18 protein-coding genes are annotated in these 18747 nt (G+C 39.0%); 11 read left to right on the top strand and 7 right to left on the bottom strand.

The features are described 5' to 3' along the window. Positions 1-5: 5 nt before the first annotated feature. The 4 genes from EL210_RS08350 to EL210_RS08335 all read left to right on the top strand — a co-directional run bounded on the left by EL210_RS08350 (position 6) and on the right by EL210_RS08335 (position 4861). Positions 6-959: a glycosyltransferase family 2 protein gene (locus EL210_RS08350; RefSeq protein WP_018919120.1), complete on the top strand. Its 954-nt coding sequence runs from the start codon at positions 6-8 to the stop codon at positions 957-959. A gap of 350 nt (positions 960-1309) precedes the next feature. Beyond that, positions 1310-2386: a glycosyltransferase family 1 protein gene (locus tag EL210_RS08345; RefSeq protein WP_018919119.1), complete on the top strand. Its 1077-nt coding sequence runs from the start codon at positions 1310-1312 to the stop codon at positions 2384-2386. Between the two features lie 438 nt (positions 2387-2824). Further along, positions 2825-3970, top strand: coding sequence for a CDP-glycerol glycerophosphotransferase family protein (locus tag EL210_RS08340; protein WP_232000466.1), 1146 nt, complete (start codon positions 2825-2827; stop codon positions 3968-3970). A 174-nt stretch (positions 3971-4144) separates the two neighbouring features. Then, positions 4145-4861 (top strand): WecB/TagA/CpsF family glycosyltransferase, encoded by a 717-nt coding sequence (locus EL210_RS08335; RefSeq protein WP_018919117.1) that lies wholly within the window; start codon positions 4145-4147, stop codon positions 4859-4861. A gap of 146 nt (positions 4862-5007) precedes the next feature. On the opposite strand, the gene EL210_RS08330 is transcribed toward EL210_RS08335, so the two are convergent. Then, positions 5008-5820, bottom strand: a complete 813-nt coding sequence (locus tag EL210_RS08330) for a hypothetical protein (protein ID WP_018919116.1) — start codon at positions 5818-5820, stop codon at positions 5008-5010. Between the two features lie 110 nt (positions 5821-5930). On the opposite strand from EL210_RS08330, the gene EL210_RS08325 reads away from it, so the two are divergent. From EL210_RS08325 to EL210_RS08315, 3 genes are read left to right on the top strand one after another with little or no spacing between them, the layout of a single operon-like run. Beyond that, the gene (locus EL210_RS08325) at positions 5931-7202 is read left to right on the top strand and encodes a replication-associated recombination protein A (protein ID WP_018919115.1); all 1272 of its coding nucleotides are present in this window, start codon (positions 5931-5933) and stop codon (positions 7200-7202) included. A 19-nt stretch (positions 7203-7221) separates the two neighbouring features. Further along, positions 7222-8178 (top strand): D-2-hydroxyacid dehydrogenase, encoded by a 957-nt coding sequence (locus EL210_RS08320; protein ID WP_018919114.1) that lies wholly within the window; start codon positions 7222-7224, stop codon positions 8176-8178. Between the two features lie 11 nt (positions 8179-8189). Next, positions 8190-8828 (top strand): trimeric intracellular cation channel family protein, encoded by a 639-nt coding sequence (locus EL210_RS08315; protein ID WP_018919113.1) that lies wholly within the window; start codon positions 8190-8192, stop codon positions 8826-8828. Positions 8829-9537: 709 nt separating this feature from the next. Here EL210_RS08315 and nudC read toward each other — a convergent pair. The 5 genes from nudC to EL210_RS08290 all read right to left on the bottom strand — a co-directional run bounded on the left by nudC (position 9538) and on the right by EL210_RS08290 (position 14533). Next, the gene (nudC, locus tag EL210_RS08310) at positions 9538-10308 is read right to left on the bottom strand and encodes an NAD(+) diphosphatase (RefSeq protein WP_018919112.1); all 771 of its coding nucleotides are present in this window, start codon (positions 10306-10308) and stop codon (positions 9538-9540) included. After that, a complete protein-coding gene (locus tag EL210_RS08305) occupies positions 10308-12059 on the bottom strand; it encodes a bifunctional metallophosphatase/5'-nucleotidase (protein ID WP_018919111.1) in 1752 nt (583 codons plus the stop codon). The genes nudC and EL210_RS08305 overlap by 1 nt, the downstream gene beginning before the upstream one ends. Before the next feature lie 70 nt (positions 12060-12129). Further along, on the bottom strand, positions 12130-12261 hold the full coding sequence (locus EL210_RS08300) for a hypothetical protein (protein WP_004374933.1): 132 nt from the start codon (positions 12259-12261) through the stop codon (positions 12130-12132). 10 nt (positions 12262-12271) lie between these two features. Next, complete coding sequence (locus EL210_RS08295; protein ID WP_018919110.1) at positions 12272-13696, bottom strand: DUF4270 domain-containing protein; 1425 nt, start codon at positions 13694-13696, stop codon at positions 12272-12274. 21 nt (positions 13697-13717) lie between these two features. Beyond that, on the bottom strand, positions 13718-14533 hold the full coding sequence (locus tag EL210_RS08290) for a glycogen/starch synthase (RefSeq protein ID WP_018919109.1): 816 nt from the start codon (positions 14531-14533) through the stop codon (positions 13718-13720). Between the two features lie 167 nt (positions 14534-14700). Here EL210_RS08290 and panC point away from each other — a divergent pair, with 167 nt between their 5' ends. Continuing rightward, on the top strand, positions 14701-15558 hold the full coding sequence (gene panC, locus EL210_RS08285) for a pantoate--beta-alanine ligase (protein WP_018919108.1): 858 nt from the start codon (positions 14701-14703) through the stop codon (positions 15556-15558). A 1-nt stretch (position 15559) separates the two neighbouring features. Next, complete coding sequence (gene panD, locus EL210_RS08280; protein WP_004376447.1) at positions 15560-15904, top strand: aspartate 1-decarboxylase; 345 nt, start codon at positions 15560-15562, stop codon at positions 15902-15904. Between the two features lie 826 nt (positions 15905-16730). Here panD and EL210_RS08275 read toward each other — a convergent pair. After that, entirely contained in the window at positions 16731-17087 is a 357-nt protein-coding gene (locus EL210_RS08275; protein ID WP_018919106.1) for a hypothetical protein, read from the bottom strand. A 307-nt stretch (positions 17088-17394) separates the two neighbouring features. Here EL210_RS08275 and EL210_RS08270 point away from each other — a divergent pair, with 307 nt between their 5' ends. Next, positions 17395-18405 (top strand): SPFH domain-containing protein, encoded by a 1011-nt coding sequence (locus EL210_RS08270; RefSeq protein ID WP_018919105.1) that lies wholly within the window; start codon positions 17395-17397, stop codon positions 18403-18405. Next, positions 18402-18740: a hypothetical protein gene (locus tag EL210_RS08265; RefSeq protein WP_018919104.1), complete on the top strand. Its 339-nt coding sequence runs from the start codon at positions 18402-18404 to the stop codon at positions 18738-18740. The genes EL210_RS08270 and EL210_RS08265 overlap by 4 nt, the downstream gene beginning before the upstream one ends. The last annotated feature ends 7 nt before the right edge of the window (positions 18741-18747 follow it).

Genomic DNA, 18747 nt, shown 5'->3' with positions numbered 1-18747 from the left:
TCTTTATGGAACAGCTAAAAGTATCAATTTGTGTACCTGTATATGGCGTAAAGAAATTTATAAAGAGATGTTGTGAATCTTTATTTAAACAAACCTATAAAAATATAGAATACATATTTATTGATGATTGTAGTCCCGATGAAAGTGTTGATATCATTTTAGGAGTATTAGATAATTATGATTTTCGTAAGGAACAGGTGCGTATTATCAGGCATAAAAGTAATCGTGGATTAGCTGCAGCTCGGAATAGTGCTATAAATAATGCATTAGGAGATTTCATTTTGCATATAGACTCAGACGATTATATTGACAAGAATTTAGTAGAGTTTCTTGTCAAAGAACAATTGAAATCTTCTGCAGATATTATTACTTGTCCTGCGTTTTATGTTTATAGCAAAAGAAAGGTACTATCAGCAGAAAATGTTATATCAGATAAAGAAGAATATTTAGCAAAAATTATTAATAGAAGTATTTCTTCACGGATTTGGGGAAGACTGATACGTAAATCATTATACACAGAAAATGGTATTCATAATGTTCCAGGTGTAAATAACAGTGAGGATTATCAGGTTTTTCCTCAGCTGTTATATTTTGCTCATTCTGTTTCTTGGATCTATAATACTTATTATTATTATAATAAAGAAAATGATGGTTCATATACAAATTGCCACAAAGAGGAAAATGATCTGCAGACATTTCAGACATTAGATATTTTAAGATGTTTTTTTAAACGAAATGATGTAAGGTATTTATCTGAAATAGAATTTGCTGAAATAAAAATTTTAGGTTGGAATCTTAAACATTGGTGTTATGTCGATGGACATGATGAATTTTATAATTCATTAGTTGAAAAATTGCTAAGTCATAAAGATAAGCTATGTTTTTTAGATTGGCGCGTTCGTTTGATTTTATATATTAAACGTTCTTTTTGGCAATTTTTATATAAGATTTTAGCATGATACTATAATTTGTAGATTTGAGAGAGTATATTTCAGAAAGCTTTTGGATTATGAATATAAAAATCCTATATAGAAAATGTTGATATGGTATAGAACAACATGATTAAGGGAACATAGTAAATCATCTTTGGTTAGAATATTTCAAAAATAAAGACTGATGGTGGAGTGTAGACCTTTATATATGATAAGGTGATAGCTGTTATATAGGAGTGAGGATAACTATTCTTTGTTCTATAAGATGGGAAACAATATTACTATAGCTGCAGGAAGTATGTTGTTGACTAACGTGTCAGACAAAGTGATCTTTGCAGGATTTTTAGAAAAAAAATGTCAAATCAAAAGAGTTAAAAATGAAGAAAGTTTTGATAGTTATTACAACTGCTTTCACTCCTACAGGAGGTTTAACCACAGTTATGATGAATTATTATCGTGTCTTACCTCACAATACTTATCAAATAGATTTTTGTAGCTCAAACGTAGCTCAAAAAGTATTGTTGGATGAACTTCATCAGAACGGAAGTTATTATTTTCAATTACCCAAACGGGAAAATATTATTAGATATTTTATATCATTAAGACAGTTATGTAGGCAATATGATGTTGTTCATATTAATGCAAATAGCGCTACGGCATCGTTAGAACTTTTAGCTGCTAAGCAGGCAGGTGTTCGAAATAGAATCGTACATAACCATACAAGTAGAACACTTCATCCAATACTAAATTTCTTTTTATTGCCTTTTTATAGAAAGTTATACACAAGTGCTATTGCATGTTCAAAAGAAGCGGGTGAATGGCTTTATCATTCAAATTTTAAAATTCTTAAGAATGCAATTGATATCAAGAGATATTTTTTTAATGAGGGAATACGTAATTGCCTGCGTAAGCAATATGGAATAGATGATACTGACTTGGTTATTGGGCATGTAGGTAAGTTTTATGAACCAAAAAATCATTCTTTTTTATTGGATGTTTTTGCGGATTATCATTTATTGAATCCAGCGTCAAAGTTATTACTTGTGGGTGATGGAGTGTTGCGTAAAGAGATCGAAGAAAAATGTAATCGACTTAATATCTCAAATGTAGTGATATTGACAGGGCTAAAGTCGAATGCTCAAGATTTTCTACAAGTAATGGATATCTTCCTTTTCCCTTCTTTGTATGAAGGTATGCCTCTTTCTGTTGTGGAGGCCCAATGTTCTGGTCTTCCCTGTTTTGTTTCAGATGTTATTACTGATGCAGTTTGTATTGGGAAAGATATTTTTAGACTTCCATTAGAAAAGGGAAAAGATTTTTGGGCTAATTGTTTGAAACAGTTTCCTGTAGGTGATAGGTTTCATCGCGCACAGCAAAATAAGAATCTTATAGAATTAGCAGGATATGATATTTATAATGAAGGTCAAAGACTTATAGAATTTTACAACAAATAAATTAAAAAGTTGTAATGGGTGTTATTGGTGGAAATAGGTTCACAATGGCGAATCGGGTTTGTGCATTGATTGAAGATGAATATACTAAGTGTGATGCTTATATATTATGAGATTATAATATGACAAGCTGTACAGGTTCAATTTCAGTTGGTTTCTACATTTTTAGCCCGAAAGCATCCTGTTGCCATTGAAACTCTTTATGCACTTGTCGAACTTATATCTGAGTATAAGCGACATAGTCTGACTGAGTACGTCTTTCCCAGGTTTATGAATTCTACTTTTTGCAATACGGTTTACAAAAGTACAAAATTAAATCTCGAAAAATGATATCTGTGTAACTTATTGGAAATAATTAAATCATGTCTAAAAAAATCTTTAGGCAGTAAGTGTTATTAAATTAGAATTTTAAAATTATAATAGACGTTTATGTTTCGTAATGTGTTCTTGAAGAAGATATTGAAGACGAACTTTTTCCCAATCTTCTCATTATTAAATAAATTTGTTCCTAAGAGTGATAAGAAGATCTTAATTTACTCTGCTAACAAGGGAATAGGGCATAGTTTGATACCTCTTCGTCAATATTTGCAGAATCAGGGATTTGGTCAGAAATATCGTATTATATGTGGAATAGAAAGTCTGAAGTATAAGGATGAAGGTCCTTGGGAATTTGTTAGTAAGACCAAAGTTATATGGACCTTTTTACGCTCAAAGCATGTATTTTATTCAGCGGGGCAGATACCAATAAAACCCTCGAAACCCCAGATTGTCATTCATCTTCAGCATGGAAATTCAAATTTTAAGACGATGGGATTAAATACAAAGATTAATAATGGTCAAGAGTTCTATTTCACCTATATGATAGCCTCCTCCGATGTCTTCGTCCCGATTATGGTAAAGGAGTATGCTTGCAAGGAAGAAAATATTAAGGTTCTTGGTGATCCAATGGTAGACCAACTTTTAACAAGTCCACATAACTTGTATGATTTTAAGTCATTTAATAAAGTTCTTCTTTGGATGCCTACTTTCCGTCAATCAGATTATCTTGGTTATGACGATTCTCTGATGGAGAATTTGCTGCCGTTATTCTCTGAAAATGATTACCCTTTTTTGAACGAACAGCTTAAAAAGCGGAATATTAAGCTTATTGTCAAGATACATCCTGCGCAAAAGAATTTAGGAAATAAGCAAAGACATTTTTCACATCTTGATATTTATACAAATGATGAATTTCAAAAGGCAGGTTATTCTTTATTTCCAATGATGGCTCAAGTTGACGGTTTAGTTGGTGATTATTCCTCTGCCTCAATGCAATATTTATTAACGGATAAACCACAAGCCTATGTTGTACCAGATATTGATGAATACGGAGAGAAGCGTGGTTTTAATTTCCCTGATATTGAAAATTATATGGGTGGGCATATCATAAAGAGGAAAATTGAGTTTTGGAATTTCCTTGATGATTTTATTGCAGGAAAAGATGTCTATGCCGAGAAGCGCCGAAGATTAAGTAAGCTTATTTACAAATATCATGATGCTGACAGTTGTAAGCGTATAGTTGAACTCAGTAAATTATATGTTGATTAATTTGGAATAATGTTGTGATGGATTATTTCTATATTAGTTACAGCTTTTATATTCATTTCTGTTACAATGTAAGTGTCCCGGTAATCCATAGAGTTTCTGTCTCCACTGACTTCAAAGTACGGTGGATAAAATGTTATCCTTTAGCTAAACAACAATTTATTTCCAATTATTGAAATGAAAGATAAGCTTGTTTCTTGTTTGATACGCTCGGATGAGCGTTTTCTTAGATTTAATTCTCTTCAGAAGGGTAGTATTTACACTTTCCTTAATCCTGTTTCTTATCTTGATGCCATAAAACATAAGGAGCTTTTCACTCAATATGATGGTATTTTTGCAGATGGAGGATTGCTAGTTAAGGCAGTAAAGTTCTTCTATGGCAAGACTATTCAAAGACGGAGTTTTGATATGACATCTTTAGCGCCTGTATTGTTTGATTATGCACAAGATAATGGGAAAAGTATTGCTATAGTTGCATCAAAACAAGAGAGTATAGAACAAGCTGTAAAGATTTTAATTGCGAAATATCCAAAATTGTCCATACTGTATTTTCGTAATGGCTATTTTAATACCAATGAAGAAAAGATGGATACAGTGCATAAGATCGTTTTATTAAAACCTGATTTCTTGATTGTGGGGATGGGAATTGTAAAACAGGAAGATTTTTTGCTAAAAGTTAAAGATGCGGGGTATCTCGGAGTTGGCTTTACTTGTGGTGGCTTTATCCATCAGATTGCAAAGGATAAAGCTGAATATTATCCAGAATGGATTGATAGGCATGGTTTACGTTTTATTTACCGGATGTATAAAGAACCACATACACGTTATAGGTATTTCAAAACAGCATTTGTTTTCCCTATAATATTCCTGAAAGAAAGATTATCTAAAGGTTAAATTTTTGATTTATATTTTCATTATGCGTCATCTTTCTGTGAAAGATGGCGCATAATTGTATTTTAAAAGAGACGTATCACTCAATAAAATGTTTATTTTGAGTGATACGTCCTTTATATTCAATATTCAAACTTCAAGATATAGAATTAATATTCTTCGTCATCACTCATTTCTGATGCTTGCAGATCAAGTGATTCCGGGTCTTCATCATAAGTTGTACGATAGCTTTCTTCGGTCAATTTATCCTCATCAAATGTGTCGTCATCTTCTTCAATATCATTGTAGTGATCTTCTACAATAACATCATCTTCTTCGTCTTCCTGTGACTTGGGCATATCTTCTTCTGTTATTTCATCGCTGGGCTCAAACTTAATCTTAGTTCTATACATCTCTGGTTTTTCCTTGGCAAAGATAGCTTCAACCCATGTCCCTTTTTCAATTTCAAGAACTTCATAGCCATCGTTCACCTTCCTCTCGTACATGCCTCCCGGCTTATGAAGACGATCTTTGGGTAGGGTGGTGGTGCTGATGTCAAAGCCTTGTTCGATGATGTCTTGAATACTCTGTGACAGACTTTCCCATCCTCCGCCAAAATTACGCTCAAGAACTTCAAGCAATTTAGCTGCAGAGATGTGGTGAATATTTTCGTAAGTAAGGTCGGTTACGCGAAGAATAGGACGCTTTTTGATAGCCCATTTCACTTTTGTGCTGTCATCGATCTTAACGAAACCGACTTTGAAACCACGTGCTTCATATTTGGAAATGACTTCAGGTCTGTCGATTTTAACTTCTTCAATGTCAAAAGCACTGCGGAGGATATCAACATATTGGCGTACATTATCTTTCAAATCAGCTTCCTTTTCAGCTGCGTTCCACATTCTGTATACATCATTTTCCTGAATATCCCACACATTGCTTTTGTTTAGTGTCTTTAGTGTTAGAACTTTTTGCTGTCTCATATATACGTTATTTCTTTGTTGCAAAAGTATATACTTTGCATCATATTCACAAACTTTTAGCATAGATTTTTTTGCTATCTCATGTGAAATTTTTATTTTTGCATACAATTATGAGTGAACCTTTGGCAGAAAGAATGCGGCCTCATTCGCTCGATGAATATGTTGGTCAGCAGCATCTTGTCGGACGAGGTGCCGTCTTGCGCAAGATGATTGACGCCGGACGCATTTCTTCTTTTATATTATGGGGTCCCCCAGGAGTAGGAAAAACCACGCTCGCACAAATCATTGCCAACAAACTTGAAACTCCGTTCTACACATTAAGTGCTGTGACAAGTGGAGTAAAAGATGTGCGCGACGTGATAGAAAAGGCAAAGAATAATCGCTTTTTCAATACTGCCTCACCGATTCTTTTTATTGATGAAATTCATCGTTTCAGCAAGTCGCAGCAGGATTCTCTGTTGGGTGCTGTTGAGCGTGGTGTCGTTACTTTAATTGGCGCAACGACAGAAAATCCTTCTTTTGAGGTTATACGTCCTCTGCTCTCACGTTGTCAGCTTTATGTTTTGAAGTCACTTGATAAGGAGGACATGTTGCAATTGGTCAACAGAGCCATTACCACAGATGTAGAACTGAAGAAGAAGCATATTGAATTGAGAGAGAGTGGGGCGCTGTTACGTTACAGTGGGGGAGATGCCCGAAAGCTGTTGAACATTCTTGAACTCGTGGTTGAGGCCTCCGAAAGTGAGGTTGTCATAACAGATAAGCTTGTGGAAAGTCGGCTACAAACAAATCCTTTAGCCTATGATAAGGATGGGGAGATGCACTACGACATCATTTCGGCTTTCATTAAAAGTATTCGCGGGAGTGATCCTGATGCGGCCCTTTACTGGTTGGCGCGCATGATAGAGGGTGGAGAAGATCCACAGTTCATTGCTCGCAGGCTTGTTATCAGTGCTGCAGAAGACGTGGGATTGGCCAATCCTAATGCCTTATTAATGGCCAATGCAGCTTTTGATGCTGTCATGAAGATAGGCTGGCCCGAGGGAAGAATACCTTTGGCAGAGGCTACGGTCTATTTGGCTACGAGTCAGAAAAGCAATTCTGCCTATCTTGCCATTGATAGTGCATTGGCAAAGGTACGCGAAACAGGGAATCTTCCTGTTCCACTTCCTTTACGAAATGCCCCAACTAAGCTGATGGCTGAACTCGGTTATCATGACGGTTATAAGTATCCCCACGACTATCCCGGGCATTTCACGGAACAACAGTATCTGCCTGATGAGCTGAAAGAGACTCGCTTCTGGCATGGGCAGCACAGTGTTGTCGAAGAGAAACTCAACAAACAGATGGAAAACTGTTGGGGAGATCGTTTCAAAGAATAAGAACTAAATTGTTGAAAACATGAAGATTGTCGAATTAGATGGATATGCAGCTAATCCCGGAGATTTGAGTTGGGATGCTATGAAAGCGTTGGGAGAGTTCGTTCTTAACGACCGTACGGCTCCGGAAGACGTGGTTCAGAGAGCAAAAGATGCAGATATTATCCTCGTAAATAAAGTAAATGTGACGAAAGGAGTTATCGAACAATTGCCTAAACTGAAATATATCGGTGTATTAGCCACGGGTTATAATGTGGTTGATATAGCTGCGGCAAAGGCTCATGGCATTGTTGTTTCAAATATTCCAGCTTATAGTACGGACAGTGTTGCACAGATGACATTCGCTCATATTCTGAATATGACCAATCGCATTGAACACTATGCACAGCTGAACCGTGAGGGACGGTGGAGTCAGAACCCCGATTTCTGCTATTGGGATACGCCACTTCCTGAAATCAGTGGCAAGGTGTTAGGTATTGTCGGATTGGGAAACATCGGATGTAAGGTTGCGAGAATAGCAAAAGATTTCGGTATGGATGTCTTTGCTTTTACCAGTAAGAATTCGGCCGATTTACCCGAAGGCATTCAGAAAACAACGCTTGATGGTTTGTTTGCTGTGAGTGATATTCTCTCTTTGCATTGTCCTCTGACTCCTGATACATATGAGTTGATAAATAAGGATGCACTGAAGAAGATGAAGAAAGGGGCCTTGTTGGTTAACACGGGACGCGGACAATTAGTCAATGAAGCCGATGTTGCAGCGGCCTTGAAGTGTGGTCATTTAGGCGGTTATGGGGCAGACGTCATGTGCATTGAGCCTCCTTCGGCCGATAATCCGCTGTTTTCTCAACCCAATGCATTCATTACTCCGCATATAGCCTGGGCTACAAAGGAGGCGCGTTCGCGCTTGTTGGAGATGTGTGTAGAGAATGTGAAGGCTTTCATAGAGGGCCATCCGCAGAATGTTGTCAATAAGTAAGCCGTGGAATTATGATAAGCCCTAATCCCGAAGTAGCCCGTACGGTACTTCAACTGATTGAATTTATCGGTACTTTTGCTTTTGCCATTTCGGGCATCCGCATGGCTGCAGCCAAGCATTTTGATTGGTTTGGAGGTTTCGTTTGCGGTTTTGCAGTTGCCATTGGTGGTGGAACCATACGTGATGTGATGCTTGGTGCAACGCCTTTCTGGATGACTTCAAGCATTTATTTCACCTGTACGGTCTTTGCATTGCTTGTGGTTATCCTCTTTGCAAAATGGCTCAATCGCATGGAAAATGCGTGGCTTGTTTCTGATACTTTTGGGCTTGCCATGTTCACGATAGCAGGACTGCAGAAGACGTTACAGTATGATCATCCCTTTTGGGTGGCTATTATCATGGGCTGTATTACGGGAGTTGCAGGCGGAATCATCAGAGATGTGCTTCTCAATCAAGAGCCTGTAATCTTCCAAAAGGATATTTATGCCATGGCAAGTGTGGGCGGAGGTCTTGTCTATTGGCTGTTGGTATCTTTCGGTTTCAATGTTGGCGTTACGGCAATCATCACATTCCTTGTAATATGCCTTATACGTTTTGTTACTGTGAAATTCCACATTTCGCTTCCAATTCTCAGAGGTGAGAAAGAATAAGGAAAGCTTTGAGAGTTTGTTATAAAATAACTTTCGAGGCCTTTTGCTTCTGTCATTTTCTGATCTTGAATGGATAGCTCCTTTACTTTCTGTTTTCTTTTGTGTCTTTATGTGTAGAGAAGGAGAATAGTTTACGGCTTCAGATATCTTACTTTCAGTTGTGGATTTCTTCAGATAATATGATATTCAAATTGTATTTTTGTAAAATTAGCTGCTCATTTTTAACACTTTAGGGCAGACATAGATAGAAGAAGAATAGCAGAAAAATAGGTGTAATCTTTTTGTTTCAAAGAGGTTAGTGTGCAATATCATTCATGATACGCTGTGTTTTGATGCAGATTGCATGGCTATTTGAGTCATATCATGCGATAATCTGTGGCAAGTTACATGGCGATTTGACGCAAATGACATCACTTTTTGATGTTATATTGTGTTTGATTTTGTGGGAATAACCGTAATGTTCTGATAGTCAATGTTTTGCTTGTTGTTAAAAGTTAGTGTGTTTTTTAAGCGAAACAGCCTTTCGTTTCAAATATGCAAAGCTCGTGAAAGCATTTGTAAACTTATATGATGAAAATTAACATAAATTTCGTTTATAGGTTTACAGCCCTAAATGATGTTTGCTGTTGAATGGTGGACTCATGCAGATGTTTAGGTTGTTTACATTGGATAGAGTAATAATGGCCTACGTGTTGTTTTGCTTGACAGCTTATTTGATTATCCAGTCATCAAGCATTCTTCTTGCAATACTCAGTTTTTCGGGAATATTGGGAAGATTATCTTTAGTGAACCATGCCCCTTTTGACAATTCTTCTTTTTGCAGATGAATGTTTCCACTGACGTAATCGGCTGTAAAACCAATCATCAATCCGCTGGGATAGGGCCATGGCTGACTGCCGAAATAATGGAGATTTTCAATGGTTATTCCTGTTTCTTCCAACACTTCGCGATGCACGGCTTCTTCCAAAGTCTCACCAGTTTCTACAAAACCTGCTACGAGTCCATAGAAGTCGCCTTTGAAGTTGCGGGCGTGAACAAGCAATACTTCATCGTTCCTTTGGATGAGTACGATGATAGCTGTAGCCAAAGAAGGCCACACTTCCTTTCCACAGTTGATACAACGCTTGCTGATATCAGTGTGCATCTTCATCGGTGCACCGCAAACTCCACAGAACTTTGTGTTTTGATCCCAGTAAAGGAGTTCCTGACATTTACCAGCCTTGAGATATAGTTCGTTGGATAGATAATAGAAACTCTTGCGGAGGCCGCACATCTCATAGCGTGGATGGTTGCTGACAGGATTATCAATCATGAAGGTTTTAACCTCTTCTCCGTTGTCCATCGGCGTGACATTCAGAATGTGTGTCCATTCTTTTGTCGGTAGAGGAGCTTGCTCCCCTTCTGGAATTGTATAGCTTCCATCGGGGAGTTTCTCAAGCATGATGTCTCCTTTACAGAATATAAACCAAAGGCGTTGCATTATTTTTCGTCTTTAGGATTAGGCGTATAACCAAACAACAGCAAGCTGTCGCGTGTTGCTGCAGGCTTGGTCCAGTTCTCCGGAACAAACTTCCAGTTGTTGTTTGCCTTTGGAGTCACTGTCCCCATCTTCTCAATTTCCTGCATCAGATAATATCTTTGGTCGCGTGGACTGCGGTAGATAATCCTGCTGTTGAGACTGTCTTTTGGAATGCCTGCTCCTTTCGTAAGCAACTCTCCACCGCCGTTTCCACGATAACTATTAATAGCAACAGTGTACCATTTGTGCTCGTCAAAGGGCTGCCCGTTTGACATTTGCAGTATCTTTACCTTTTGGCCGTCGGGCTTTGTCACGTCGACAATATAGTCAATTCCTGCTGCTGAATCAAAGTTGAAGGTGAAGTTCTTGAAGCCTAAACGCTGGGCATCACCGCGTGTATCAGCTAAAAGGAGAAGATGGTCATCGGGAGATTTCATCGTGTTGACCCAAAGGTCATAGCTCATTTCAAGGTGTTTTCTGATTTCTTCACCTGTCAGCCGCATGACGTAAAGCTGATTTTCAAACCTATAAAGATTGAACATGTCGGCCACTCTCACGGGACCTGCCTTGATAGATGCATTGAATTGGAGTGGGGCATTAAAGGCAATATCGGCCTTGGTGATTTGTAATTCAAGATTAAGGATAAAGTCATTGAACGCACTTGAACCGAAATAGCTGTCACGAGTGTAAATTGTATTGGTGAAATTACCGATAACTCGGTCTACAAAGTTGTTCACTTTGGCAATCTGCGGCTTGAAATGTGCCATGTATTCTTCATCTACTTGCATCTGGGTAACGTCAACTAAGGTGCCTGTAACCTGCTTTTTAGTTACTTTCCCATTATGAAGCGTGAGTGTAACATCGGCTTGAGCCACTGTCATTGCATTGTTGGCCGGGTCTATACAGAGCACTTCCTTGCCCTCAATATTCTTTATCTTCTGGTTGAAACGCGTGTGGTCATGACCGAACATAATGACATCGAAGCCTGGAACCTGCTTAGCTACAGCGCAACTCGCATCTTCTTGGTATTCACTTGTTGTGATTCCGCCTTCACGTCCACTGTGGAATAGGCCTACAACAACGTCAGGATGCTCTTTCTCTTGAATAATCTTCATCCATTTTTTTGCTGAAGTGACCATGTCTTCAAAGCGTAGTCCTTTCCAAATATTTTCTGTCAGCCAGTTTGGAATAGCCGGTGTCAGCATGCCGAGAACGGCTATCTTTACGCCATTGCGTTTCAGAATGGCGTAAGGTTGTGTGTAGGGCTTGCCTGTTTTCTTATTGATTACATTGCAAGCAATAACCGGGCATTTCACTTCTTTAATCCATTTGTCATATACGGCATGTCCCGGCTCGATGTCATGGTTGCCGATAGTCTGGGCAGAATAGCCTAAATAATTGATGACCTCTGCAGCAATATTGATGTCATTAGTGGCTACATAGTTGTAGAAATAGCTGGTAGGTTGTCCTTGCAAGATGTCGCCATTGTCAAGCAAGACAACGTTATTGCCATATTGTTTACGCAGTTGTTTAACATAACTGCTTACTCGTGCCATTGAACCTTGCCGTGGTTTACGGTTTGTGAAGTCGTAAGGAAAGAAGCTTCCATGTACGTCACTGGTCTCAATAAATCTAAGTGAGACGGTCTTTTCTGTTGCATAAGAAGCGATACTTAATGCCGTCAAAAGGAGGATTGAAAAGAGTTTTTTCATAATTGTATTTATGTTAATCAGGACATAAAGCCGAGACTTGTAACGTGGTCTCGGCTTTATCTATATTTATCTACAATGCTTCGTCTTCGGGTTTTTCAGGGCGAGGCCTTTTAATCTTGGTGAGATGTTTCTTGTTTTTCAGCCATTGCTGTTTGCGTTCCTCGTAACTCTGACGTTGACGTTCAAGAAAATTATCAGCCATGTTGGATGATCTATTTGAATTTACTGTATATCACCGTGAGCTTGACAGGTGTATTCCCCCCCTCTATCTTGGTGCTCTTTATCGACATGTCGTGATAGACTCCGGTTTGATAGGTCGAAGTATATCCTCCGTTTTGAATGCTCATGCTGGTTGTTGTCACTGGAATGACAACCACTTGGTTCCAGTTTGGCGATGCAGTTCCATTTTTCTTACTCTCATACATCGTGCGAATAATAGAACTGATATTGTTGAAAGTATAACCGTTTTGGTTCAATTTTGCCACAAAAGAGTTCTTGTAATTCGTGTAATTATGATGTTCAAAGAATGTTTGTATGCTGTCAACAGGAATCATCAGCACTTGTTTGGGAGCTTCCAATGCATAGTTGTTTGTTGATGAATTATTAATTCGCTGCAATGTAATCTTAGCACTATTGATGCTGTCTTTCTCATGTCCAGCAACGATTTCCTCAACAGGAAGAGTCATCTGGGTAAAGATACCAGCTGGTGTTTTGAGATAAGTGTCGCTTTGATTATTTATCAACTGCTGAAGTGCATTGCCGTCGTTGACGATGTGAGTAGTCTGCATAACTTCCTGTGTACCACCGAATGTGGCAGCTCTTGTATACACAGAATCCTTATACTGCATGCGGAAGTAGACAAATAAAATAGAGTTGAAAATCTTACCGATAGAGCCAGAACCCCCAACAGACTTGAAGTAGAAGCCTGGCATGATGTTATGAATCAGCTTATATGAATTCTTGAAATTTACAGAATCCGGACTGTAATATTTCTGCATGATATAAGTACCATAGTTCTTATAAGTCTTTCCATTATTGTCAGTATAAGGCTTATTGAGTGGTATACGAATGCTCGGACTGTAACCTTTTGCTTTCTTTTCCTTGTCCGAACTCGTTACGTCTGCTAAGGTATATGCCTTTTCAACGGTGAGACCTCCATTGCGAATATAGTTCTCCTGAACGGGATCAAAGTTTGTATAGTAGTCTTTACTGTCGCTGACAGGCTTACTTAATTCATACATCTTCAAATGCATTGGCGCCAAAGAGTCGCCGACAGTATCTTCGTTATACAGTCTAATCTCACATGAATCTGCATAGACAAGACCGTTTTCCTTAGACACAATGTTCTTGAATTCAGGGAGGTAGAAGTTCTCAAGTACACCAAACTGTGTCATGAAATCAGCTGTAATATCTGTTTCGGTCTCGGGGTCTTTGAATTTACCAATATAGCCACTGATGTTCCTTGACAGTACGGCATTGGCCGCAATAGATTTCGTCGTAACATTGAAAGTATCTGTAGTAATGTCCAACTGATCACGTTTATTTGTGAGAGTTGTACCGATACCATCTGTAGAATCGTCACAAGAAATTATAATCAGAGATACAAGTAAAAGGCTTGTAAGCGTTTTCAGTTTCATTTTGATGAATGTTTTATATGATTATTCTTCACCTGATGGGCATATCTTTTCATAGAAGTCTATATATGACTTCATGAAATCTTCACCTGGATAATTAAGAACTGGCAATTTCTTTTCAGCTGCATAATCCAACAGGTTCTTATTGACTTTGGGGCGAGCTTCAATGATACCGTCACTGTAGTCGATTGCAAGTTTCCCTAATTCAAAGAAGTCAAACTTCTCATTATAGCCTGCTACCAATTCTTTCTTGGCATCTCTGAAAGCTACGGTTGATTTGAATTTACTTCCTAAATCGCCTTTCAGTTGCTCAGAGAAAAGCGAAGTTACTATCTTAGTATTTGCAAATGAAGGCTCTTCGTGGTAGGCTTTCTTGATATAGAAAGGCACAACGGCACTCATCCAGCCTTGACAATGAATGATATCTGGAGTCCATCGCAGTTTCTTTACTGTCTCCAAGACGCCTCGCGCAAAGAAAATGGCACGCTCTCCATTATCAGCATACTCTTCACCTGCTTCATCTGTTGTCATCTGACGCTTGGTAAAATAATCATCATTATCTATAAAATAGACCTGAATCCTTGATTGTGGGATAGACGCTACCTTGATAATCAGAGGGTGGTCGGTATCATCAATGATGAGATTCATACCTGAAAGCCTAATCACTTCATGCAGTTGGCCACGCCGTTCATTGATATTACCCCATTTGGGCATAAACGTTCTGATCTCAAGTCCGGCCTCCTGTGCTTTCTGTGGTAAGTCACGTCCCATGATTGACATATTCGTTTCAGGAACGTACGGAGTAATTTCTTGATTGATGAATAATACTTTCTTTGCCATGTCAATTTTCAAATTTGAGTGCTACAAAGGTATAAAAAAAATGCGAATAATGTGAGAAAAATGCGTATAAAGCCAGGAATAGGGGTGTTTATTGGCATATTTTTAAAAATATTCTTTCTTATTTAAGAAAAAAGTTGTTATTTTGCGGTTCGATTTGAATAAATAGAATGAAAGTTTTCAGAAAGACAGTTGAACTTCAGAATGAGCTTTTCTGTGCTCGTAAAGAAGGGAAGAAGATTGGTTTAGTGCCTACAATGGGAGCATTGCATGAGGGACATGCTTCTTTGATCAGGCGCAGTGTGAAGGATAATGAAGTGACAGTGGTTTCTGTGTTCCTCAATCCTACCCAGTTTAATGATAAAAATGATCTTGAGCGTTATCCTCGTACATTGGAAGCCGATTGTCAGTTGGCAGAAGCTTGTGGTGCAGATTATCTGTTTGCCCCAAGCGTAGAGGAGATTTATCCGACTCCGGATATGCGTCATTTTGAGTTTCCTCCTGTCTCAACAGTCATGGAAGGCGCGCGTCGTCCGGGCCATTTCAATGGCGTGTGTCAGGTTGTCAGCCGTTTGTTTTATATTGTAAAGCCGGATAAAGCCTATTTCGGAGAGAAAGATTGGCAGCAGATTGCGGTCATCAAGCAACTTGTGAAGTTCATTAATAGTAATGTACAGATTGTAGAATGTCCGATTGTCCGTGAAGCAGATGGCTTGGCTATGAGTAGCCGCAACTGTTTGCTGACTGATGAGGAACGCGCAATCGCTCCGGCAATATATCAAGCATTGAAAGACAGTGTAGACTTCTCACAGTCGCATACTGTCAAGGAAACTCACGATAAAGTCGTTGAACAGATTAACGCAGTCAACGGACTTGAGGTCGAATATTTTGAGATAGTGGATGGCGATAGCCTTCAAACGGTTGATAATTGGAATGCGTGTGATGGTGTTGTTGGCTGTGTCACGGTCTATTGTGGCAAGACTCCAATCCGTCTCATTGATCATATCAGATATAGGGAGAACAGATAAGATGATGATAGAAGTATTAAAAAGTAAGCTTCATTGTGTTACGGTTACGGAAGCCAATCTGAAGTATATGGGGAGTATTACGATAGATGAGGATTTATTGGATGCTGCCCATTTGATTGCAGGAGAGAAGGTTCAGATTGTCAACAACAATAATGGTGAACGGTTTGAAACCTACATCATCAAGGGAGAACGTGGCTCCGGCTGTATCTGTTTGAATGGTGCTGCTGCGCGTAAAGTCCAGGTCGGTGACGTCGTTATCATCATTGCCTATGCTCTTATGGATTTCGAAGAGGCCAAGAACTATACGCCTATAGTTGTTTTCCCAAAGGAGGGAAACAAACTTTAATATGCTCTTCAGGTGGAACAGAAGAGATGCTGTCCTACGAATTAGGCCACAATACTCTATGGATAGCATGGTGTGGGCAGGTGACAGATAGAAACGTTGTTCACAAAATCAAAGGAGTTGTTTCGTATAGTTGCAAATAAGGAAGTAAAAACCACTCTTTTGAAAAACATTTACGATTGTCGTTGCAATGCTCGTGTATTTGAAATGGAATGCTCTTTCATTCAAAATATGCCCTGTTTTTGAGGAAATCATAATGTGTTGACAATCAATGTGTTGCAAAATACAAGGTAGATTGTAGTGTGATGCCATGCTGAAAAGCATTGCGTTTTCTATTGAATTACCTCGCAATCTGCATCAAAATGCGTGATGTTTTCAGTCACTTTAGACGGTAAAGTGATACAGAAAGCAAGACGAAATGACCGATGTTACAAGGCAAAGTGATAAAAGCGAGGGTGTCGAAGTCATAAAATGGCTTTGCACAGACATTGAAAGTGAGTTTTCATTTCTATTTGGTGAGGTCTGGAAGTGTTAAAAAATGGATATAATCTTTACAGAAAGCAAGACGTTTTAGAGGTGATGTTTCTGTTTGATATATTCCAAGATATGACTTGTTCACACAGCTTTGTCTCCTTTGAGACCTTTGATTTTGCTAAACGGTGGCATTCCTATTCCTAATGAAATCTATGTCTTGAAAGGAAAAGTTGACGCTATGCGTGTTGCTTTCTCCGTTTATCTATGTATCAAAGAGTGAACCAATGGCTTGCCAAGTGTTTCCTTTTTGCACTGCACGGTGATGTCTTTTGAATGAAACTCCTGTCTTGTTTTGTTATTTTTGATAGTTTACTTGCTTCAGTTTTATGGGTTGTGGGTTGGCAATCACCCATTTGACAGTCAGTTCTGTCAGTCGGTATAGGTCTTCTTCCGTGCTGTCTGCATGAATACTTTTAGCCAAGGCTGCTAATTCTTTGTTTTCATCTTGTTGCTGATTTGGTTGCAGAGATGAAGAAAAGGCAGATGCAGGAATAGGGTTTCCCATGGAAAAATAGTCGGGGAGAACCTGTGGTAGTCTTTTATATTCATGGCTCCAGTTGCATGAGCCATTGCCAAGAAGCTCGCGACTTATCTTTCCACAGCTGTGGATTACTTCGCCTTGGACAGGCGGCGCATGGTCTTCTGAAGGCACAAGGTAATCCCAAAGCTCCTCAAAGCTGTCTGTCCAGTCGGTTGAATGAACGGTGAAGGGTTCGTTTCCTCTGTGTTTCTTGATTGCCCGAACAGGCTTTATGCCAGATAGTTATATACCACATACATCCCATTCTTTGAGATTTTCTTTCTTCACGAAAATAGAGAAAATAGGGGAAGTGGCGAAGGAAATGATAAAAAATAAAGGGTTTTATAGAATGTTTAGGAATAAATTAGTTAATTTTGTAGCAGACTTTTAAGGATAGGGTGCATGTTATGTGTGCGCTTTTAATTTAACACCAACATCTATGAAAATTAAAAATCTCTTCAAACGACAGTTGCGTTCCGTCATAGAATGGAAAGAACAAGATGTGCATATCCTGTTTCATTGTATGGAAACAACTACTGATGAAATTAAAAATTCGAGTAAACTCATCGTTGCTCCCGGCCAGGGTTGTCTCCTTGTTTATGATGGAAAAGTGAAGGCTACTCTGACAGAACCTGACACTTATGAACTTGCAACGGACAATCATCCGTTTATCACAACGTTGCTCAATCTGGCACAGAGTATGGAGAGTGAGCACAAGATGCGCTTCTATTTCTTTCGAACGGCAGAGATGGTGAATGTGCTTTGGGGCACAGCGACTCCTGTGAAATACATGGAACCGAACTATAAGATACCGGTAGCTTTGGGAGCTTGTGGTAACTTCTCGGTGAAGATTGATAATGCTGCAACCATGTTCAGCACGCTTTTAGGTTCAATAAGTGATTATACTTCCCGCGAAGTCCGTGAACTTGTGTCGTCACGTATCGTCGCTCCTTTGACCTCTTTTCTTGCAGAAAAAGCTTACCCTTACACGGAAGTGGATAAACATTTGTTGGAATTATCGGCAGATCTTCAGACTTGTACAGCTGAAGAATTGCAGCGATTAGGGCTGGTATTGACCGATTTTCGTGTTGATTCTGTCACTTTTGACGATGATACGCTGTCGCGCATCGGTAAGATTGCGGACATGACTGCAGAGAAACAGGCAGCAGCCGAAGTTGATCTTGATTATGCCGGAGTACAGAAACTGGCTGCTTTACGTGATGCTGTGCGCACGGAAGGAGGTCTTGCAGGTGCTGGATTGCAGGTAGGTGCAGGTGTTCAACTGGCTAAAGAATTCTTCAGTACAAAGGAAAACACTGCAACTTCAACTGAAGCTGCGCCATCAGATGTTAGTGCTCGGTTGAAACAATTGAAGCAACTTATGGATGAACAACTCATCACCGAAGAAGAATATAACAAGAAAAAGAACGAAATCCTTGAGAAGTTATGAAAAGAATCTTAATTATCTCCATTATCATACTTGTTGCAAACCTGCTTGCAGGACTTGTGATTACAGCCTATTCTCCTCTGAATTTGCTTTTCACGAGTATGGCGATTGTCATTAACACAATGTTGCTTGCATTTGCTTTCGTAGGGCGTGCAGAGAGTACTCACCGTTTGAGCCTGGGTTTTGTATTTGCAGGTGTTGGCGCCCTCGAATTTATTACAGGTTTCTTTGCACCTGAACAATGGACCAACAACTGGTGGTTGCTATGCACAATCATTCTGACTGCAGTGCAGTCCATACTGCTATTCTTGGCGGTATATTATTCAAAAGAGGTTTAATCTGATA

The sequence above is a fragment of the Segatella oris genome, from assembly GCF_900637655.1.
In the GTDB taxonomy this organism is placed as follows: domain Bacteria; phylum Bacteroidota; class Bacteroidia; order Bacteroidales; family Bacteroidaceae; genus Prevotella; species Prevotella oris.
This window is presented reverse-complemented; position numbering and strand designations above follow the sequence as displayed.

Coding starts and splice junctions, on each gene's coding strand:
- panC (WP_018919108.1), top strand. CDS start 14,701: ATGAAAGTTTTCAGAAAGACAGTTGAACTTCAGAATGAGCTTTTCTGT.
- EL210_RS08305 (WP_018919111.1), bottom strand. CDS start 12,059: ATGAAAAAACTCTTTTCAATCCTCCTTTTGACGGCATTAAGTATCGCT.
- EL210_RS08345 (WP_018919119.1), top strand. CDS start 1,310: ATGAAGAAAGTTTTGATAGTTATTACAACTGCTTTCACTCCTACAGGA.
- EL210_RS08300 (WP_004374933.1), bottom strand. CDS start 12,261: ATGGCTGATAATTTTCTTGAACGTCAACGTCAGAGTTACGAGGAACGC.
- nudC (WP_018919112.1), bottom strand. CDS start 10,308: ATGCAACGCCTTTGGTTTATATTCTGTAAAGGAGACATCATGCTTGAG.
- panD (WP_004376447.1), top strand. CDS start 15,560: ATGATGATAGAAGTATTAAAAAGTAAGCTTCATTGTGTTACGGTTACG.
- EL210_RS08290 (WP_018919109.1), bottom strand. CDS start 14,533: ATGGCAAAGAAAGTATTATTCATCAATCAAGAAATTACTCCGTACGTT.
- EL210_RS08320 (WP_018919114.1), top strand. CDS start 7,222: ATGAAGATTGTCGAATTAGATGGATATGCAGCTAATCCCGGAGATTTG.
- EL210_RS08325 (WP_018919115.1), top strand. CDS start 5,931: ATGAGTGAACCTTTGGCAGAAAGAATGCGGCCTCATTCGCTCGATGAA.
- EL210_RS08330 (WP_018919116.1), bottom strand. CDS start 5,820: ATGAGACAGCAAAAAGTTCTAACACTAAAGACACTAAACAAAAGCAAT.
- EL210_RS08335 (WP_018919117.1), top strand. CDS start 4,145: ATGAAAGATAAGCTTGTTTCTTGTTTGATACGCTCGGATGAGCGTTTT.
- EL210_RS08295 (WP_018919110.1), bottom strand. CDS start 13,696: ATGAAACTGAAAACGCTTACAAGCCTTTTACTTGTATCTCTGATTATA.
- EL210_RS08350 (WP_018919120.1), top strand. CDS start 6: ATGGAACAGCTAAAAGTATCAATTTGTGTACCTGTATATGGCGTAAAG.
- EL210_RS08270 (WP_018919105.1), top strand. CDS start 17,395: ATGAAAATTAAAAATCTCTTCAAACGACAGTTGCGTTCCGTCATAGAA.
- EL210_RS08265 (WP_018919104.1), top strand. CDS start 18,402: ATGAAAAGAATCTTAATTATCTCCATTATCATACTTGTTGCAAACCTG.
- EL210_RS08315 (WP_018919113.1), top strand. CDS start 8,190: ATGATAAGCCCTAATCCCGAAGTAGCCCGTACGGTACTTCAACTGATT.